The organism is Janibacter terrae, assembly GCF_039636765.1.
Taxonomy (GTDB): domain Bacteria; phylum Actinomycetota; class Actinomycetes; order Actinomycetales; family Dermatophilaceae; genus Janibacter; species Janibacter terrae.
Window position 1 is genome coordinate 1,547,658 of sequence record NZ_CP144167.1, and the last position, 17,592, is coordinate 1,565,249.

The following is a 17,592-nucleotide window of genomic DNA, read 5'->3' on the forward strand; positions in this document are numbered from 1 at the left end:
CGCAGAATGAGGTGACATGGTCGTCCACCGCACACCGACCCCCGTGGCGTACCGGGTGGCAGCCGGTGTGCTGCGCCTCGGGATGCGTGCCCTCGCCCGCTACGAGGTGTGCGGGCTGGAGCACGTCCCCACCCGCGGTGGGTTCATCGTCACGCCCAACCACGTCTCGCACGTCGATCCCTTCCCGTGGGCGCACGTGCTGTACGACCGCGGCCACAGCCCCGTGTACCTCGCCAAGAGCACCCTCTTCGACACCCCGGTCGTCGGCTGGGTGCTGCGCCACGCCAAGCAGGTGCGGGTCGACCGGGAGACGACGCACGCGGCCGACGCCCTGGCGCCCGCGGTCCGCGCCCTCGCAGCGGGGGAGTGCGTCGTCGTCTACCCCGAGGGTTCCCTGACGCGGGACCCCGACCTGTGGCCGATGCGCGGCAAGACCGGCGCCGCCCGGCTCGCGCTGCAGTCCGGCGTCCCGGTCATCCCGATCGCCCAGTGGGGTCCGCAGGACCTGCTGCCCCGGTACTCCAAGCGACTGCGACTGCGGCTGGGGCGCCGCCGCACCCTCATCCGGGTGCGCTTCGGCCCACCGGTCGACCTGTCCGACCTCCACGGCCGGCCGGTCACCGGCCCGCTCCTCGTCGCCGCGACCGACCGGATCATGGCCGCCATCACCCACGAGCTCGAGGAGCTGCGCGGCGAGCGCGCTCCGACGCAGCGCTTCGACCCCAGGGCCCACGGCATGCGGGTCACGGGCAACTACACGTCAGGAGACGACCAATGAGCCACATCGCGGTCTTCGGTGCCGGCAGCTGGGGCACCGCCTTCGCCACGATCCTCGCGGCCGGCGGCAACGACGTGCGGGTGTGGGGGCGCCGCGCCGAGCTCGTCGCCCAGATCAACGCCGGGTCCAACGACGACTACCTCCCCGGGGTGCGTCTCTCCCCGAGGATCAGCGCCTCCACCGACCCGGCCGAGGTCGCCGACGGTGCCGAGATCGTCATCCTGTCCGTGCCCTCGCAGTCCTTGCGCGCCAACCTCTCCGACTGGGGCTCGCTGCTCGCCGGTGACCGGATCGTCGTGTCGCTGATGAAGGGCATCGAGCTCGGCACGACCCGGCGGATGAGCGAGGTCATCCACGAGGTCGCGGGTGTCCCCGTCGAGCGCATCGGTGTCGTGAGCGGGCCCAACCTCGCCAAGGAGATCGTCCAGCAGCAGCCGGCGGCCAGCGTCGTCGCCTGCCCGGACCTCGAGGCGGCCAACCGGGTGGCGGCAGCGTGCTCGACCTCGTTCTTCCGGCCGTACACGTCCACGGACGTCATCGGGGCCGAGCTCGGCGGTGCGGTGAAGAACGTCATCGCGCTCGCCGTCGGCATGGCCGCGGGCCTGGGCTTCGGCGACAACACGAAGGCGACGATCATCACCCGCGGCCTCGCCGAGACCACGCGCCTGGCGATGGCGCTCGGCGCCGACCCGCGCACGATGTCGGGCCTCGCGGGCGTCGGCGACCTCATCGCCACGTGCATGTCGCCGCTCTCGCGCAACCACTCCTTCGGCGTCAAGCTCGGCGAGGGCCTGTCCGTCGCCGACGTCACCGAGCAGACGAAGCAGACCGCCGAGGGCGTGAAGTCCTGCGCCTCGATCCTCGACCTCGCCCGCGCGCACGGGGTCGACGTCCCGATCACCGAGCAGGTCACCCGCGTGGTGCACGAGGGGGTCTCGCCGCAGGACATGGTCGGCGTCCTGCTGGGCCGCGCCCGCAAGCACGAGACCGACTGACGTCAGGCCAGCGCGTCGAGCGCCCTGCGCAGGTCCGTCCACAGGTCCTCGACGTCCTCGACGCCGACGGACAGTCGCACGAGGTTGACCGGGACGGCCTCCGGCTCGCCGGGCTGACGGCGGCGCCGCTCGAGCTGGGACTCCACGCCGCCGAGGCTCGTCGACGGCGACCAGATCCGCGTGCCGGTCGTCAGGGCCTCCGCGGCCTCGGTCCCGTCGCCGTCGCCCGTGACCTCGACGGAGACGATCGCGCCCCAGCCGGGGTAGCGCACGCGGGAGATCCGCGGGTGGGAGCGCAGGCGCTCGGCGAGGTCCGCGGCGTTGGCGCAGGCCCGCTCCAGGCGCAGGGAGAGCGTCCGCAGCCCGCGCAGGGCGAGCCAGGCCTCCATGGGGCCGGCGATCGCGCCGCCGAGGGTGCGCTGCCGGGCCAGTCGGGTGTGCAGCCCGCGGCCGTGCTCGGTGTCGGCGGTGACCGTCAGGCCGAGGATGACGTCGGAGTGGCCGGCGAGGTACTTCGTCGCCGAGTGCACGACGGCGTCGACGCCGTCCTCGAGCGGGCGCTGCAGCAGCGGGGTGGCGAAGGTGTTGTCGACGACGACAAGGGTGCCCGCCTCGTGGGCGGCGGCGGTGAGGGCGGAGATGTCCGCGAGCTCGAGCAGTGGGTTGGACGGCGACTCGAGCCACAGCAGGTCCGCGCCGGGCAGGGCGGCGACGGTCGCGTCCGTGTCGGTGACGTCGACCCAGCGCACGCTGAGCCGGCCCTCCTGCTCGGCCTCGGTGAGGGAGACGACGACGCCGTTGTACGCGGCCGCCGGGGCGACGACGGTGCCGCCGGTCGGGACGAGCGAGAGGGCGGCGTGCACCGCGGCCATGCCGGAGGAGAAGAGGAGCGCGCGCCCCCCTTCGAGCTCACCGACGGCCTCCTCGAAGGGGGTCCACGTCGGGTTGTCCACGCGTGCGTAGTTGATCGGCCCGTCCTGGATGTACGTGGACGTGAAGGTGACCGGGGGGTTGAGCGCGGCGCCGGCCGTGCGCTCGGGACGGCCCAGGGCCACGACCTTGGTGCGGTGGGAGAGGTCGGCGTGCGCGTCGTCGTTCGGGTGCTCCATGAGCGTGAGGCTAGACGTTAGTCTTCCCCCGATGAGCAGCCATCCCAGCCGCAAGCCCCGCGTCGCCGTCGTCTTCGGCGGGCGCTCCTCCGAGCACGCCGTCTCCTGCGCGACCGCCGCCGGTGTCCTGCGGGCGATCGACCGCGAGGCCTACGACGTCGTGCCCGTGGGCATCACCCGCGAGGGTGCCTGGGTCCTGGCCGCCGACGACCCGGACGCGCTCGCGCTCACCCCGGGCCACACCCCCGAGGTGACCGACACCGGCACCGAGGTCATCCTCCCCACCCGGGTGGGCGAGACGACGCTCACGGTGCACCGGCCCGGCGAGGCGCTCGAGGCCCTCGGCGAGGTCGACGTCGTCTTCCCGCTGCTCCACGGCCCCTACGGCGAGGACGGCACCCTGCAGGGGCTGCTCGAGCTGACCGACATCCGCTACGTCGGCTCGGGCGTGCTCGCCTCTGCTGCGGGCATGGACAAGCACTACATGAAGGTCGTCTTCGCGGGCGCCGGACTGCCCGTCGGCCCGTACACCGTCATCACCGATGCCCAGTGGCGCCGCGACCGGGCCGCCGCGATGGACGCCGTCGGTGCCCTGACCTACCCGGTCTTCGTCAAGCCCTGCCGCGCCGGCTCGTCGATGGGCGTGTCCAAGGTCGACACCCCCGACGGGCTCGAGGCCGCGATCGAGGCCGCCCGCGAGCACGACCTCAAGGTCATCGTCGAGTCCGGCATCGTCGGCCGGGAGATCGAGTGCGCCGTCCTGCAGGGGCGTGGCCTCGACGCCCCGCGCACCTCGCAGCCCGGCGAGATCGTCGTCGAGACGGGCCACGGGCACGACTTCTACGACTTCGAGGCCAAGTACCTCGACGAGGCCTCCGTCGTCCTCTCCTGCCCGGCGGACCTGCCGCGGGGCGCGGCCGACGAGGTGCGCCGGCTCGCTGCGGCGGCCTTCGAGTCGCTGGCCTGCGAGGGCCTGGCGCGCGTGGACTGCTTCGTCACCGAGGGCGGCCGCGTGGTCATCAACGAGATCAACACCATGCCCGGCTTCACCCCGCACTCGATGTACCCGCGCATGTGGCAGGAGAGCGGGGTCACCTACCCCGAGCTCGTCGACGAGCTGATCCAGCTCGCGCTCGAGCGTCCGGTCGGCCTGCGCTGAGCCTCAGCTGCACTCGCGGCCGTTGGTCGGCAGCTCGCGCACCGCGTCGGAGAAGGCGGGCAGCAGCAGCGGGCCCGGCCCGTGCTCCTGCGGCACGATGACCTCGATCGCGGGGTCGTGACCGAAGGTCGTCAGCCGCGTCCCGTCACCGAGGTCCTCCGCGACCCAGCCGATCCCGTCGACGACGACGCACTGGTCCTGCGTCGGCGGCATCGCCGGGAGGCCGCAGCGCGCGACGACCGCGGGGTCTCCCCAGGCCCGCACGGCCGGGTCGCTCGGGTCGGTCTCGCGCGAGGTCTCCCCGTCGACCTCCTCGGGCCAGTGGGTGCTCGCGGCGGCACACGCGGGATCGTCCGCCTTCAGCGGGATGCCGACCTCCGCCGGGCGGCCGGTCACGGCCGTGCCGAGCACGCCCGCGCCCACGACGGCGAGCAGCAGCAGGGTCGCGGGGACGAGTCCCTCGTGACGCCGGGGTGAGGAGGTCACGGCCGGGAGGCTACCGTGCCGTCCTGACCCCCCTTCGTCCGACGGGAGACCCCTGATGCCCGGCACCCGCCTGCGTGACCTCTCCGAGGGAGAGCTGCTGGCGCGCATCTTCCCGCTGCTCCACGGGACGACCGGACCCGCGCACGTCCACCTCGGGCCCGGCGACGACGCCGCCGTGCTCGCCGCGCCCTCGGGCGCCGTCGTGCTCACGACCGACTCGATGGTGCGGGAGCGTGACTGGCGCGACGACTGGTCCAGCGGCCACGAGATCGGCCGCAAGGTCGTCGCGCAGAACCTGGCCGACATCGCCGCGATGGGCGCCGTCCCGACCGGGCTGCTCATCGCGCTCGCCGCCGACCCCCGGACCGAGGTCGAGTGGGCGGTCGACCTCACCGCGGGCATCGCGCAGGCGGCGCGCGCGGCCGGGACCCCGGTCCTCGGCGGTGACCTCTCCTCCGCCGGTCCCGGCACGATCATCGTCGCCATCACGGCGGTCGGTGACCTGGCCGGTCGTCCTCCCGTGCGGCGTGACGGCGCCCGACCCGGCGACGTCGTGGCGGTCGCCGGAACCCTCGGCCGGTCGGGGGGCGGCCTGCAGCTGCTGCTCGCCGGGCGCGGTCGCACGTACCTCGACCCGCAGCCGGACGCGGCGGCGTCACCCCTGGAGCGCGCCGTCGACGAGCTGTGCCGGGTGCACCGCACGGCGGGGGAACCCCCCTTCGCCGAGGGCCCGAGGGCCGCGGACGCCGGCGCCACCGCGATGATCGACGTCTCCGACGGGCTCGTGCGCGACCTGGGTCGGCTGGCCCGGGCGAGCGGGCTGCGGGTGGAGCTGTCCGGCCGGGCGCTGACCGCGGAGGCCGCGGGAGCGCTCACCGACGCGCTCGGCGCCGACGAGGCGCTGCGCCAGGTGCTCTCGGGCGGCGAGGAGCACTCGCTCGTCGCGACCTTCCCACCGGGCGGGGTGCCGGCCGGCTGGCGGGTCCTCGGGGCGTGCGTCGTGGGGGAGCCGGGCGTGCTCGTCGACGGTGTGGAGCCGGACGTCCTGGGGTGGGACCACTTCCGTCCCTGACCGCGTCGGGGGACGAAAGAAGCCGCCGTCCCGGGGAGGGAACGGCGGCTCGTCTCGTGTCAGGCGAGGGTCAGCGCTGGACCTTGCCGGCCTTGAGGCAGGAGGTGCAGACGTTGAGACGCTTCGGGGTCGCACCCGCGACGCCCACCTTCGCACGCACGCGCTGGATGTTGGGGTTCCAGCGACGCTTCGTACGGCGGTGCGAGTGCGAGATGGAGTGGCCGAAGGACGGGCCCTTGCCGCAGACGTCGCAGTTGGCAGCCACGGGGAATCTCCTGTGTTCGTCAGTAACGTGAGTGATGCGCTCCGGCAGCCCACCTCGGAGAGGGGACACGGCGCCGGGCAACCGGTACAGAGTAGCCGAGGGCGCCCCGCGGGACCAAAACGGCCCGGCGGCCCTCCCCGTACCGCACGGTGCGACGCCGCTCCACTAACGTGACGCACGTGCTGGAGGTCCTGGACGCGAACTCGGTGCGCAGGTGGGTCGTCGTGACGCGCGCCGCGCTCGCGGCCCGTCGTGCCGAGATCGACGCGCTCAACGTCTACCCCGTGCCCGACGGCGACACCGGCACCAACATGTACCTGACCCTCGACCAGGCGCTCGACGTCGCCCGCTCGGAGCAGGAGGCCGCCGGGCTCACGGGGCAGCTGCCGCTCGCCGTCGAGTCCGCCGCCATCTCCCGCGCCGCGCTCATGTCCGCGCGCGGCAACTCCGGCGTCATCCTCAGCCAGCTCATCCGGGGCGTGAGCGAGGTCGTCGTCGCCGAGGGCCTCGACGAGGTCGACGTCGCCGCCGTCGCCCGTGCCGTCTGCCAGGGCGCCCGGCGCGCCCGCGAGAGCGTCGTGAGGCCGCAGGAGGGGACGATCCTCAGCGTCGCGGACGCGACCGCCGCGGAGGTCACGCGGGTCGTCGAGGCCGGCGGCTCCCTCGGCGACCTGACCCGGGCCGCGGTCGAGGCCGCGCGCACCGCGCTCGCCCGCACCCCGGACCAGCTGCCGGTCCTGGCCGACGCGGGCGTCGTGGACGCCGGGGGCGCCGGGTACCTCCTCTTCGTCGAGGCGCTCGACCAGGTGGTGCGCGAGCAGGGCCCCGACAACCACTACGCGGTCGACGAGTTCACCCTCAACATCTCGCTCGAGCGGCGCGCCGAGTGGTCCCGCGAGCGCACCGAGGCCGTGACGGCGCCGGGCGGGTGCGAGGGCCCGGCCTACGAGGTCATGTACCTCGTGCACGACGTGGACGAAGGGGGCGTCGCCGCCCTTCGCGCCCGTCTCGACGGTCTCGGCGAGAGCGTCGTCGTCTCCACCGCCGAGGACGTCACCCACGTGCACGTCCACACGGACGACATCGGGGCCGTGCTCGAGGCGGGCCTGGCGCACGCCGCCCCGCAGCGCGTCGTCGTCACCCTGCTCGAGCCCGGCCACGGGCCGCCGCGCGCAGGGGTCTCGATCGTGGCCTGCGCCGCCGGCCCGGGCATCGCCGAGCTGCTCGAGCAGGCCGGCGCCGCGACCCTGCCGTCGGGCCCCGGTCGCCGGGCGTCGGCCGGCGAGATCGTCGCCGCGGTCCGCGCGGCGGGCACGGCCGAGGTCATCCTGCTGCCCAACGACCGCGACACCCGCATGGCCGCCGAGGCCGCCGCCCACGCCGCCTCGCAGGAGGGGCAGACCGTCCACGTCATCCCCTCCGCCACGGCGGTGCAGGGGCTCGCCGCGCTGGCCGTCTTCGACCCGGGGCTGCCGGCGCGGGCCAACGTGCTCGCCATGACGCACAGCGCTGCCGCCACCCGGCACGGCGCGGTGACGATCGCGGTCAAGGCCGGGCTGACCTCGGGTGGCCCGTGCGAGGTCGGCGACGTGCTCGGGGTGGTGAGCGGCGACATCACGATCGTCGGCTCCGACGTCGAGGAGGTCGCCACCCGGGTGCTGGAGACCCTGACCGGCCCCGGCGCCGACCTCGTGACGATGGTCACCGGCGAGGGCGCGCCCGAGGGCCTCACCGGCCGGCTCGAGCAGTGGCTGGTGGAGCACCGCGCCGGCGTCGAGGTCGAGCTCGTCGACGGGCGCCAGCCGCACTACCTGCTCCTCCTCGGGGCCGAGTAGTGGCGTCGGAGACCACCCGGCTCAAGGGGCTGCTCGGCGGCCAGGCCGCGAGCAAGCTGGCCAAGCACCGCGGGATCGAGACCGTGGGCGAGCTGCTCGACTTCTGGCCGCGCCGGTACCGCACCGCCGAGGCCGACCTCGGGCAGCCGCGCGTCGGGGACTTCCTCGTCGCGGTGGCCCGCGTCGAGCACGCCGAGACCCGCACGATGAAGTCGCGTCGGGGACGCATGCTCGAGGCGACGATCACGGACGGGCGCTCGCGCCTGCGGGTGACCTTCTTCGACGCCCGCGGCCACGAGCACAAGCTCGTCGCGGGGCGCGAGCTGCTCTTCGCGGGCACCGTCTCGGAGTACCGCAACGTGCGCCAGCTGGCCCACCCCGGCTACGCGACGCTCGAGGAGGCCGCGGCCCTGGGTGAGCTCGGCGACGCCGAGCACACCGGCCTCATCCCCATCTACCGGCACGTACCAGGTGTCCACCCATGGACGATCACGCGCTGCGTGCGGCTCGTCCTGGGCCAGCTCGACGACGTCGTCGACGCCGTCCCCGAGCCCGTGCGGACCCGCCGCGGCCTGCTCGACCGGGGCGCCGCCCTTCGTGCCATCCACGCCCCCCGTGACCACGCCGAGGTCGCCGCCGGCAAGGCCCGGCTGCGCTACGAGGAGGCGCTCGTCCTGCAGTGCATCCTCGGGCAGCGTCGGCTCGCCGCGGCGGCCGTCGTCACCCGGGGACGGACGCCGCGCGAGGGCGGTCTCCTCGCCGCGTTCGACGACCGGCTGCCCTTCGAGCTCACCGAGGGCCAGCAGCAGGTCGGTCGCGAGATCCTCGACGAGATGGCCCGCCCCACCCCGATGCACCGCCTGCTGCAGGGCGAGGTCGGCTCCGGCAAGACGATCGTCGCCCTGCGCGCGATGCTCGCAGCGGTCGACGCCGGGGGACAGGCGGTGCTGCTCGCCCCCACCGAGGTCCTCGCGTCCCAGCACGCCACGTCGATCCGCGCGATGCTCGGTGACCTGGCCGACGGGGGGATGCTCGGAGGCGACGAGCACGCCACCCGCGTCGCGCTGCTCACCGGGTCGATGTCCACGGCCCGCCGCAAGCAGGCGATGCTCGAGATCGCCTCCGGGCAGGCGGGCATCGTCATCGGGACCCACGCGCTCCTCGAGGACAGGGTGACCTTCGCCGACCTCGCGCTCGTCGTCGTCGACGAGCAGCACCGCTTCGGCGTCGAGCAGCGTGATGCCCTGCGGGCGAAGGGGGTCACGCCCCCGCACCTGCTCGTCATGACCGCGACGCCGATCCCGAGGACGGTGGCGATGACCGTCTTCGGCGACATGGAGACCTCGACCCTGCGCGAGCTGCCGCGCGGCCGCCAGCCGATCACCACGCACGTCGTACCGACGCACAAGCCGGGGTGGGTCGAGCGCACCTGGCAGCGGGTGGCCGAGGAGGTCGCGGCCGGGCGGCAGGCCTACGTCGTCTGCCCCCGCATCGGCGGCGACGAGGGCGAGGAGGCCGACGGCGCGGACCTCGTCGCGGAGGAGTCGGTCGTCGACGACGAGCACGACGACGGCGAGCGCCTCGAGGGCCAGCGGCCCGAGCAGCGTCCGCTCGCCGCGGTCGAGGAGGTCATCGAGACGCTCCGGGCGACCCCGGCGCTGCAGGGGCTCCGGCTCGAGATGCTCCACGGCCGCATGGCACCGGAGGACAAGGACCGGGTCATGGCGCGCTTCCACGCGGGAGAGGTCGACGCCCTCGTCTCGACGACGGTCATCGAGGTCGGCGTCGACGTCCCCAACGCCTCGACGATGGTCATCCTCGACGCCGACCGCTTCGGCGTCTCCCAGCTGCACCAGCTGCGCGGCCGGGTCGGTCGTGGCGGGCACCCGGGCGTCTGCCTGCTCATGACGGGCTCGGACAGCGACTCCGCGATGGAACGGCTCACGGCCGTGGCCGGCTCGACCGACGGCTTCGAGCTCGCGCGCCTCGACCTCACCCAGCGCCGCGAGGGAGATGTCCTCGGGACCGCCCAGCACGGGGTGCGCAGCCAGCTGCAGCACCTGTCCGTCCTGCGCGACGAGACGATCATCGAGGAAGCCCGCGAGGACGCCCAGGAGCTGCTCGCCGAGGACCGCGACCTGGCCGGCCACCCCGACCTGCGGGCGACGATCGCGGACTGGCTGGACGCGGAGCAGGCGGCCTACCTCGAGAAGGGCTGAGGCCCGCCGTCGTGCTGGTTGGGCCGGGGCCGCGCCCATGGCGCATCATGGACCCGTGACTCGGATCATCAGCGGTGAGGCCGGCGGGCGACGACTGCGCACGCCCACGGGCGACGGCACCCGGCCCACGACCGACCGCGTGCGTGAGGCGCTCTTCAGCTCGCTCGAGGCGCGCGGCGTCATCGACGGCGCGCACGTCATGGACCTCTACGCCGGCTCCGGCGCCCTCGGTCTCGAGGCGGCCAGCAGGGGGGCGGCGAGCGTGCTGCTCGTCGAGTCCGACCGTGGCGCCTCGGCCACGATCCGGGCCAACATCTCCGACCTCGGGGTCGCGGGGGCGCGCCTGCAGTCGAGCACCGTCGAGCAGGCGCTCGACCGCCCGGCCTCGCTCCACTACGACCTCGTGCTCGCCGACCCGCCGTACGACGTCACCGAGGAGTCGCTGGCCGCGGTCCTCGAGATGCTGCTGACCCACCAGTGGCTCGCCCAGGAGCCGCTGATCGTCGTCGAGCGCTCCTCGCGCTCGCCCGAGCCGACGTGGCCGGACGGGATCGTCGCCGAGGACTCGAAGTCCTACGGTGAGACCGTCCTGTGGTTCGCGACGAGGGTCGCCCCCGACTACCAGATCTGAGCCGTCGCGCCGCCGGTGTGCCGGCACCCGGATCGGGTAGGAATGGTCCCATGAGTGACTACACCATCCCGCAGCCCACGTCCGGCGACATCGTCGACCTCATCTCGCAGGACCACCGCCTCCTCGAGGACCTCATGCGGGCCATGCGCGACGAGAGCGCGGACCGTGACGCCGCCCGCGTGGCCTTCTCCGACCTCCTCGTCGCGCACAGCGAGGCGGAGGAGGAGGCGGTCTACCCCAAGCTGAAGTCGAAGAAGGTCATCGACGGCGAGGAGGAGGAGCACGGCGAGGAGGAGCACGCCGCCACCAACGAGGCCCTGCTGAAGCTGCTCCAGGCCAAGGGCACGGACACGCAGAAGTTCGAGGACGCCCTCGAGGCCGTGGCCGAGGTGCTCAACCACCACATCGGCGAGGAGGAGCTGTCGATCCTCAACCCCGCCCGTGAGGATGCGTCGGAGGACCTGCGCCAGCAGCTGGCGGAGACGTGGCTCGCCAAGCGCAACACCCTGCTCGAGTCCGGCGCCGGTTCGCTCGACAACGTCGAGAAGATCGTCAAGAAGGCTTACGACGACGGCCTGCTCCCGAACGACGAGCAGCCCTCCGAGTGACGCGGGCGGTCTGCCCCGGGTCCTACGACCCCGTCACCGTCGGTCACCTGGACGTCTTCGCGCGGGCCTCGACACTCTTCGACGAGGTCGTCGTCGCGATCCTGCACAACCCGGCCAAGCAGGGGACCTTCACCGTCGACGAGCGGGTGGGCCTCATCCGTGACGAGGTGGCCCACCTGGGCAACGTGCGCGTGGAGGCCTTCGCCGACATGCTCGTCGTCGACGTGTGCACCCAGCTCGACGCCGGCGTCATGGTCAAGGGCCTGCGCGGCGAGATCGACTTCTCGTACGAGTGGCCGATGGCGCTGATGAACCGGCACCTCACCGAGGTCGAGACGCTCTTCCTGCCGGGCAACCCCCGGCACGAGCACATCTCGAGCTCGTTGGTGAAGGAGGTCGCGCGCTTCGGCGGGGACATCACCGGCCTCGTCCCCGAGGCCGTGCGCACCGGCCTCCTGGAGCGCCTGGCGCGGTCCTGAGGTCCCTCCCTTCGCGCCCGGACCACCGATGATCCGCCGGTTTGGGACGAAGGGGGATCCCCCGGTACTCTGGTGCGTCGGTCTACGTCGTCGTGTCGTGGGCCGTTCTCACGGAAACTGGAGCCATGAACCGCAACGCCCCCGCCTCGCCCTTGGTGCTCGACGCCAAGAACGTGGGCCGTCGTCCCGGGTCGATGCACGAAGTGGACCTCCAGGCCGAGGCGCCAGCCGATTTCGGCACGGACGTGCTGTCCATCCCGCAGGGCCAGCCGATGGACCTGCAGGTGCGGATGGAGTCGGTGCACGAGGGTGTCCTGGTGACGGGGACGGTCTCTGCCACGGCGGTCGGAGCCTGCGTGCGGTGCCTGGACGAGCTCGACCTGCGGGTCGACAACCACTTCCAGGAGCTGTTCGTCTGGCCGGATCGGGCGAAGCACCACCGCGAGGTGGATGCCGAGGCCGATGAGCAGGAAGAGCACCAGATCGAGGACGACCAGATCGACCTCGAACCGGTGCTGAGGGACGCGGTTCTGCCGAACCTGCCGTTCCAACCGGTGTGCCGGGACGACTGCCCGGGACTGTGCTCCGAGTGCGGAGCCAGGCTCGAGGACGACCCGGACCACCACCACGAGCTGATCGACCCCCGGTGGGCGTCCTTGGAGGCGCTCGCGCCTCTGGCCGCCCGGCCGGGGGATGAGGACAACGAAGAGAAGAGGAACTGACGTGGCCGTCCCGAAGCGGAAGCTGTCGCGCTCCAACACCCGTAGCCGCCGCGCGAACTGGAAGGCAACGCCCACCGCGCTGTCGACCTGCCCGCAGTGCAAGTCCCCGGCGCCGGCCCACCAGGCCTGCCCGTCGTGCGGTACCTACAAGGGTCGCTACTACGCGACCGCGGACCGTACCGAGCACCAGGCCTGAGTCCCCTGTCGCAATGAGCGACAGGACCTCGTCGCAGCAGCGGCCCGTCGAGGAGCTCTCCCAGTACCTCACCGAGGTGACCGGGGAGCCCGTCGACGAGCCGCTGCTCACGCGTGCCCTCACCCATCGGTCGTACTCGTACGAGCACGGCGGCCTGCCGCACAACGAGCGGCTGGAGTTTCTCGGGGACTCCGTGCTCGGGCTCGTCGTCACCGACCACCTGCACGAGAGCCATCCCGACCTCAGCGAGGGGGAGCTGGCCAAGCTGCGGGCGGCGGTCGTCAACATGCGGGCACTCGCCGACGTCGCGCGTGCCATCGACCTGGGTGACTACATCCTGCTCGGCCGCGGCGAGACGACCACCGGTGGGCGGGACAAGAACTCGATCCTCGCCGACACCGTCGAGGCGGTCATCGGCGCGGTCTACCTCTCGACCCCCAAGCCGGGCGGGCTCGACGCCGCCGGGCTGCTCGTGCACTCCCTGCTCGGCCCTCTCATGAAGCGCTCGGCCACCCTCGGCGCCGGGCTGGACTGGAAGACCTCGCTCCAGGAGGTCGCCGCCGGCCAAGGACTCGGCGGGGTCCTCTACCGCACGCGCGACGAGGGCCCGGACCACGACAAGACCTTCACCGCAGAGGCGGTCGTCGGCGACGAGGTCCGCGGTCACGGGACCGGCCGGACGAAGAAGGTCGCGGAGCAGCAGGCCGCGGCCGACGCCTACGCCACCCTGGTCGTGCACGAGCCGATGAATCCCGCCTGACGTGACCCGACGTGCCTGAGCTGCCCGAGGTCGAGGTCGTGCGACGAGGCCTCGCCGACCACGTGACGGGCCGGACCATCTCGACCGTCGTCCTGCACGGCCACCGGGTCGCGCGTCGTCACGCCCCCGGGCCGCAGGACCTGTCGGACCGGCTCGCGGGACGCACGGTCACCGGGGCGCACCGCCGCGGCAAGTACCTGTGGCTGTCCCTGGCGGACGCGCCGGACGCGGTGGCCGACGAGGCCCTGATCGTCCACCTCGGGATGAGCGGGCAGCTCCTCGTCACCGACCCGGCGGACGCGGAGGCCAGGCACACCCACGCGCGGGTCTCCTTCACCGACGGCGGTCGCGAGCTGCGCTTCGTCGACCAGCGGACCTTCGGCGGCTTCGCGCTCGCCGACCTCGTCGACGGGGTGCCGACGAGCGTCGCGCACATCGCGCGCGACCCTTTCGACCCCGGCTACGACCGGGACGCCGTCGTGCGCGACATCAAGGCACGCCGCAGCGGGATCAAGCGGGTCCTGCTCAACCAGACCGTCGTCTCGGGGATCGGCAACATCTACGCCGACGAGGCCCTGTGGCGCGCGCAGGTCCACGGGGAGCGCCTTGCCTCCGCGCTCACCAAGCCGACGATCGGCCGGCTGCTCGACCACGCCCGCGACGTGATGGCCGAGGCGCTGGGCCAGGGCGGGACGAGCTTCGACGCGCTCTACGTCAACGTGAACGGTGCCTCGGGGTACTTCGACCGCTCCCTCGCCGCCTACGGCCAGGAAGGCCGGCCGTGCCCGCGCTGCGGGAGCACCATGCGGCGGGAGCAGTTCATGAACCGCAGCTCGACGAGCTGCCCGCGCTGCCAGGTCCGGCCCCGCGGGCTCTGAGGCCGCTCAGGGGCGGGGGAGCTCCTTGAGCCGCACGGCCTTGCCGGTGTGCTTCTCGGACAGGTCGGCGAAGGCCTGGCGGATGGTCGCCGCGTAGGTGTGCGCGCCGCCGAGCGAGGGGTGGATGCCGTCGGCCTGCAGGTCCTGCGCGACGACCGCGGCGTCCCAGTCGGCGAGGGCGACGTTGGGGTGGGCGTCGGCGACCTCCTTCAGGGCGGCGTTGTCGTCGTCGATGCGCGAGAGCCGGTCGGCGTGCAGGTTGACGATGACGACCATGCGGTCCTCGCCGACCCGGTCGAGGATCCGCTCCAGGGTGGCGGTGTCGGTGCCGGCGTTGGTGCCGAAGGCGAGGACGACCGCGCGCCGCAGCGAGCTGCCGGCGGCGTCCACGGCCCTCAGGCCGTCGGTCCAGCGGCGGTTGGACCTGGCGTCGATCTGGATGCCGGGGAAGTAGTACTCCAGCGCCGGGACCGAGCCGACGACCATCGAGTCGCCGAAGACGTCGATCTCGTCCCCCTTCGGCATCGTGAAGCTCTTGGTCCCGCTGAAGGTCTTGACCGGCGCGGTCTGGCGCGGTGCGGAGGCCCGGGCCTGGTTGCGCTCGATCGTCTGCTGCGTCGTCGTGGTCTCCGGCGCGGTCACCAGGACGATCCCGAAGACCATCGCGGCCACGACCGCGACGCCGAGGACGACCTTGCGGCTGCGGGCGGAGCGGAGGGAGAAGGCGCGCCCGATGCGACGGGCGGTGCCGCGGAAGCCGAGGCGGCGCACCGGCGTCTCGACGAAGCGGAAGGACAGGTCCGCGATCGCGAGCGTCACGACGACCGCCCACACGCGGGTCCAGACGAACTCCGAGGTGCCGGCGTTGGTCGGGATGTCCTGGGCGACGATGAGGATGACCGGCCAGTGCCACAGGTAGATGCCGTACGACCGCTGACCGATCCACGTCAGCGGCGGCAGCTCGAGCACGGTCCGCAGTCGGCCCGGTCGCTCGACGGCGGCGAGCAGCAGGATGGCACTGGCCACCGAGACGAGGGGGATGCCCAGGCGGAAGGTCCACGCGTGGTCCTCCCCGGCCACGGCGAGGAGCAGCGCGATCGTCGCGAACGACGCGCCCACGAGCCAGCCGCGACGGGCCCGCCACAGGGACGTCGTCGTGTAGGCGCGCAGGGGGCCGGTCCAGACGATCGCGAGCGCCGCCCCGAGCATGAGCCCGAAGAGGTGGGTGTGCGTGCCGTAGTACGCGACGGTCGGTGCCGCGGGGTCGAAGGTCACGGCCATGAGCAGCGCGGAGACCAGGCCGATACCGAGCACGAGGGTGGCCACGGCGCCCTCGGTGACGGCGAAGCGTCGGTGCACCCACATCAGGCCGAGCATGACGAGCGGCCAGAAGAGGTAGAACTGCTCCTCGACCGCGAGGCTCCAGAAGTTCATGAACAGCTGCGGTGAGGTCGCGGCGAAGTAGTTGCTGCCGCTCGCGATCTCGAGCCAGTTGGTCGAGAAGGTCAGGGCGCCGAGGGCCTGGCGGCGGATGCCGACGAGCAGGTCGGCCTCGACCGTGCGGGCGATGAGGATCGCGGCCGGCACGACGACGAGCAGGGCGGGGAGCAGGCGTCGGGCCCGGCGGGTCCAGAACCCGCGCAGGTCGACCCCGCCTGTGCTGCGGCGCTCGCGCACGAGGAGCGTCGTGATGAGGAAGCCCGAGATGACGAAGAAGATGTCGACGCCGAGGAAGCCGCCGGGCAGCCACGCGGGGTCGAGGTGGAAGACGAGCACGGAGATGATCGCCAGCGCCCGGAGGCCGTCCAGGCCCGCCAGGTGGCCACGCCGGGACCGTCCCGGGGCCGTCGGTGCGGCGGGGAGGAGCGCGGCGGGTGCCGAATCGCGTGGCGCGTCGGTGGCAGTTGGCTGACCCACGGGGTCGACGCTAGGCACTCCGGGGCCTCCGGTGGGGGAGGCGCACCGTGGACGGGTAGGTTTCGCGCCCATGAGTGGTGTGGCGCGTGCGACGTGGTTCGTCCGGGGACGGGTGCAGGGAGTGGGCTTCCGCTGGTGGACCCGCGCCCGGGCGCTCGAGCTGGGGCTGGTCGGTCACGCCCGCAACACCGACGACGGGCGGGTCGAGGTGGTGGCGGAGGGGCCCCCTTCGTCCCTCGACGCGTTGGACGCGCTGCTGCGCGAGGAGCCCTCGACCGCCCGCCGACCCGGCGCCGTCACCTCCGTCGTGCGGCAGGAGGGAGCGGCGAAGGGGGACATCGCCGGCTTCGTCGAGAAGTGAGATCGCCTCGGGGCCACCACGCCGCGTGACCTAGCCTTGACCCGGTGAGCGAGACACCCCCCGAGCTGCTGCGGCTGCGCCAGTCCATCGACAACATCGACGCGGCGCTGGTCCACCTGCTGGCCGAGAGGTTCAAGGCGACGCAGCGGGTCGGCGTCCTCAAGGCCGAGCTGGCCCTGCCGCCGGCCGACCCGGCGCGCGAGGAGCGCCAGATCGCCCGCCTGCGTGACCTCGCGGACGACGCCGGGCTCGACCCGGTCTTCGCGGAGAAGTTCCTCAACTTCGTCATCGCCGAGGTCATCCACCACCACGAGCAGATCGCCAGCCAGCAGGCGACGAGCGGGCAGGAGCCCCGATGATCGAGCTGAAGACCCCTGACGAGGTCGAGGCGATGCGCCCGGCCGGTCGCCTGGTGCGCGACGTGCTCCAGCGGCTCACCGAGGTCGCCGAGGTCGGCACCAACCTGCTCGAGCTCGACGCGGTCGCGCACGAGATGATCCGCGCCGCCGGCGGCACCTCCTGCTACATCGACTACCACCCCTCCTTCGGCGCGTCCCCCTTCGGCAAGGTGCTGTGCACGTCGGTCAACGACGCGGTCCTCCACGGCCTGCCCCACGACTACCGGCTGCGCGACGGCGACCTGCTGTCCGTCGACTTCGCCGTCTCCGTGGACAACTGGGTGTGCGACGCGGCCCGCTCCTTCGTCGTCGGGACGCCCGACCCGGAGGACCTGCGCCTCATCGACACCACCGAGCGCGCGCTCGCCGCAGCCATCGAGGTCGCCCGGCCCGGCCACAAGATCGGTGACATCAGCGCCGCCATCGCGGCCGTCGCTCGGGCCGAGGGCTACTCGATCAACACGCAGTTCGGCGGCCACGGCGTCGGCCGCGAGATGCACGGTGACCCGCACGTGAGCAACGACGGCCGCCCGGGACGCGGCATCCCCCTTCGTCCCGGCCTGACGATCGCCATCGAGCCGTGGTTCCTCGCCACGACCGACGAGATCTACACCGACCCCGACGGCTGGACCCTCCGCAGCGCGGACGGTTCCCGCGGCGCGCACAGCGAGCACACCGTCGCCATCACCGACGGGGACCCGATCGTCCTCACCGCCTGAGTCAT

At 73.1% G+C, this 17,592-nt stretch carries 20 protein-coding genes; 16 read left to right on the plus strand and 4 right to left on the minus strand.

The features are described 5' to 3' along the window. Window positions 1–16 precede the first annotated feature (16 nt). Window positions 17–778, plus strand: coding sequence for a lysophospholipid acyltransferase family protein (locus V3C34_RS07680; RefSeq protein WP_346008455.1), 762 nt, complete (start codon window positions 17–19; stop codon window positions 776–778). Then, complete coding sequence (locus V3C34_RS07685) at window positions 775–1,773, plus strand: NAD(P)H-dependent glycerol-3-phosphate dehydrogenase (protein ID WP_068422430.1); 999 nt, start codon at window positions 775–777, stop codon at window positions 1,771–1,773. The genes V3C34_RS07680 and V3C34_RS07685 overlap by 4 nt, the downstream gene beginning before the upstream one ends. A 2-nt stretch (window positions 1,774–1,775) precedes the next feature. Here the strand turns inward: V3C34_RS07685 and V3C34_RS07690 are convergent, their stop codons facing one another. Continuing rightward, window positions 1,776–2,882 (minus strand): PLP-dependent aspartate aminotransferase family protein, encoded by a 1,107-nt coding sequence (locus V3C34_RS07690; RefSeq protein ID WP_346008456.1) that lies wholly within the window; start codon window positions 2,880–2,882, stop codon window positions 1,776–1,778. A 31-nt stretch (window positions 2,883–2,913) separates the two neighbouring features. Here V3C34_RS07690 and V3C34_RS07695 point away from each other — a divergent pair, with 31 nt between their 5' ends. Beyond that, window positions 2,914–4,041 (plus strand): D-alanine--D-alanine ligase family protein, encoded by a 1,128-nt coding sequence (locus V3C34_RS07695; protein ID WP_068422425.1) that lies wholly within the window; start codon window positions 2,914–2,916, stop codon window positions 4,039–4,041. Window positions 4,042–4,044: 3 nt separating this feature from the next. Here the strand turns inward: V3C34_RS07695 and V3C34_RS07700 are convergent, their stop codons facing one another. After that, window positions 4,045–4,527, minus strand: a complete 483-nt coding sequence (locus tag V3C34_RS07700) for a DUF3515 family protein (RefSeq protein WP_346008457.1) — start codon at window positions 4,525–4,527, stop codon at window positions 4,045–4,047. Window positions 4,528–4,582: 55 nt separating this feature from the next. Between V3C34_RS07700 and thiL the strand changes: the two genes are divergently transcribed. Further along, the gene (gene thiL / locus V3C34_RS07705) at window positions 4,583–5,599 is read left to right on the plus strand and encodes a thiamine-phosphate kinase (protein ID WP_346008458.1); all 1,017 of its coding nucleotides are present in this window, start codon (window positions 4,583–4,585) and stop codon (window positions 5,597–5,599) included. 70 nt (window positions 5,600–5,669) lie between these two features. Here the strand turns inward: thiL and rpmB are convergent, their stop codons facing one another. Then, the gene (rpmB, locus tag V3C34_RS07710) at window positions 5,670–5,864 is read right to left on the minus strand and encodes a 50S ribosomal protein L28 (protein ID WP_068325185.1); all 195 of its coding nucleotides are present in this window, start codon (window positions 5,862–5,864) and stop codon (window positions 5,670–5,672) included. Between the two features lie 179 nt (window positions 5,865–6,043). Here rpmB and V3C34_RS07715 point away from each other — a divergent pair, with 179 nt between their 5' ends. The 9 genes from V3C34_RS07715 to mutM all read left to right on the plus strand — a co-directional run bounded on the left by V3C34_RS07715 (window position 6,044) and on the right by mutM (window position 14,192). Beyond that, on the plus strand, window positions 6,044–7,699 hold the full coding sequence (locus V3C34_RS07715) for a DAK2 domain-containing protein (RefSeq protein ID WP_346008459.1): 1,656 nt from the start codon (window positions 6,044–6,046) through the stop codon (window positions 7,697–7,699). Next, window positions 7,699–9,918, plus strand: coding sequence for an ATP-dependent DNA helicase RecG (locus V3C34_RS07720; protein ID WP_346008460.1), 2,220 nt, complete (start codon window positions 7,699–7,701; stop codon window positions 9,916–9,918). The genes V3C34_RS07715 and V3C34_RS07720 overlap by 1 nt, the downstream gene beginning before the upstream one ends. 55 nt (window positions 9,919–9,973) lie before the next feature. Beyond that, a complete protein-coding gene (rsmD, locus tag V3C34_RS07725) occupies window positions 9,974–10,549 on the plus strand; it encodes a 16S rRNA (guanine(966)-N(2))-methyltransferase RsmD (RefSeq protein WP_068325182.1) in 576 nt (191 codons plus the stop codon). A 50-nt stretch (window positions 10,550–10,599) separates the two neighbouring features. Then, window positions 10,600–11,157, plus strand: a complete 558-nt coding sequence (locus V3C34_RS07730; RefSeq protein ID WP_338538417.1) for a hemerythrin domain-containing protein — start codon at window positions 10,600–10,602, stop codon at window positions 11,155–11,157. Continuing rightward, window positions 11,154–11,636, plus strand: a complete 483-nt coding sequence (gene coaD / locus V3C34_RS07735; protein ID WP_068325180.1) for a pantetheine-phosphate adenylyltransferase — start codon at window positions 11,154–11,156, stop codon at window positions 11,634–11,636. The genes V3C34_RS07730 and coaD overlap by 4 nt, the downstream gene beginning before the upstream one ends. Window positions 11,637–11,761: 125 nt before the next feature. Then, the gene (locus V3C34_RS07740) at window positions 11,762–12,358 is read left to right on the plus strand and encodes a YceD family protein (protein ID WP_068325179.1); all 597 of its coding nucleotides are present in this window, start codon (window positions 11,762–11,764) and stop codon (window positions 12,356–12,358) included. Between the two features lies 1 nt (window position 12,359). Then, on the plus strand, window positions 12,360–12,554 hold the full coding sequence (rpmF, locus tag V3C34_RS07745; RefSeq protein ID WP_068325178.1) for a 50S ribosomal protein L32: 195 nt from the start codon (window positions 12,360–12,362) through the stop codon (window positions 12,552–12,554). A gap of 13 nt (window positions 12,555–12,567) precedes the next feature. Then, window positions 12,568–13,314 carry a ribonuclease III gene (gene rnc, locus V3C34_RS07750; RefSeq protein WP_338538416.1) on the plus strand — a complete coding sequence of 249 codons (747 nt, stop codon included), beginning with the start codon at window positions 12,568–12,570 and terminating at the stop codon, window positions 13,312–13,314. An 11-nt stretch (window positions 13,315–13,325) separates the two neighbouring features. Continuing rightward, window positions 13,326–14,192: a bifunctional DNA-formamidopyrimidine glycosylase/DNA-(apurinic or apyrimidinic site) lyase gene (gene mutM, locus V3C34_RS07755; RefSeq protein ID WP_068325176.1), complete on the plus strand. Its 867-nt coding sequence runs from the start codon at window positions 13,326–13,328 to the stop codon at window positions 14,190–14,192. Between the two features lie 6 nt (window positions 14,193–14,198). On the opposite strand, the gene V3C34_RS07760 is transcribed toward mutM, so the two are convergent. Beyond that, window positions 14,199–16,109 (minus strand): acyltransferase family protein, encoded by a 1,911-nt coding sequence (locus V3C34_RS07760; protein WP_346008461.1) that lies wholly within the window; start codon window positions 16,107–16,109, stop codon window positions 14,199–14,201. A gap of 70 nt (window positions 16,110–16,179) precedes the next feature. Here V3C34_RS07760 and V3C34_RS07765 point away from each other — a divergent pair, with 70 nt between their 5' ends. The 3 genes from V3C34_RS07765 to map are packed head-to-tail and all read left to right on the plus strand — an operon-like array spanning window position 16,180 to window position 17,587. Then, entirely contained in the window at window positions 16,180–16,470 is a 291-nt protein-coding gene (locus V3C34_RS07765; protein ID WP_068325174.1) for an acylphosphatase, read from the plus strand. 44 nt (window positions 16,471–16,514) lie between these two features. Further along, complete coding sequence (locus tag V3C34_RS07770; protein WP_068325173.1) at window positions 16,515–16,829, plus strand: chorismate mutase; 315 nt, start codon at window positions 16,515–16,517, stop codon at window positions 16,827–16,829. Beyond that, window positions 16,826–17,587 carry a type I methionyl aminopeptidase gene (gene map, locus V3C34_RS07775; RefSeq protein ID WP_068325172.1) on the plus strand — a complete coding sequence of 254 codons (762 nt, stop codon included), beginning with the start codon at window positions 16,826–16,828 and terminating at the stop codon, window positions 17,585–17,587. Before V3C34_RS07770 ends, map begins: the two co-directional genes overlap by 4 nt. Window positions 17,588–17,592 lie beyond the last annotated feature (5 nt).

Excerpts from the sequence above, each read along its gene's own strand:
- V3C34_RS07685 (WP_068422430.1), top strand. The coding sequence starts at position 775 with ATGAGCCACATCGCGGTCTTCGGTGCCGGCAGCTGGGGCACCGCCTTC.
- map (WP_068325172.1), top strand. The coding sequence starts at position 16,826 with ATGATCGAGCTGAAGACCCCTGACGAGGTCGAGGCGATGCGCCCGGCC.
- thiL (WP_346008458.1), top strand. The coding sequence starts at position 4,583 with ATGCCCGGCACCCGCCTGCGTGACCTCTCCGAGGGAGAGCTGCTGGCG.
- V3C34_RS07765 (WP_068325174.1), top strand. The coding sequence starts at position 16,180 with ATGAGTGGTGTGGCGCGTGCGACGTGGTTCGTCCGGGGACGGGTGCAG.
- V3C34_RS07695 (WP_068422425.1), top strand. The coding sequence starts at position 2,914 with ATGAGCAGCCATCCCAGCCGCAAGCCCCGCGTCGCCGTCGTCTTCGGC.
- V3C34_RS07730 (WP_338538417.1), top strand. The coding sequence starts at position 10,600 with ATGAGTGACTACACCATCCCGCAGCCCACGTCCGGCGACATCGTCGAC.
- V3C34_RS07680 (WP_346008455.1), top strand. The coding sequence starts at position 17 with ATGGTCGTCCACCGCACACCGACCCCCGTGGCGTACCGGGTGGCAGCC.
- V3C34_RS07690 (WP_346008456.1), bottom strand. The coding sequence starts at position 2,882 with ATGGAGCACCCGAACGACGACGCGCACGCCGACCTCTCCCACCGCACC.
- V3C34_RS07740 (WP_068325179.1), top strand. The coding sequence starts at position 11,762 with ATGAACCGCAACGCCCCCGCCTCGCCCTTGGTGCTCGACGCCAAGAAC.
- rnc (WP_338538416.1), top strand. The coding sequence starts at position 12,568 with ATGAGCGACAGGACCTCGTCGCAGCAGCGGCCCGTCGAGGAGCTCTCC.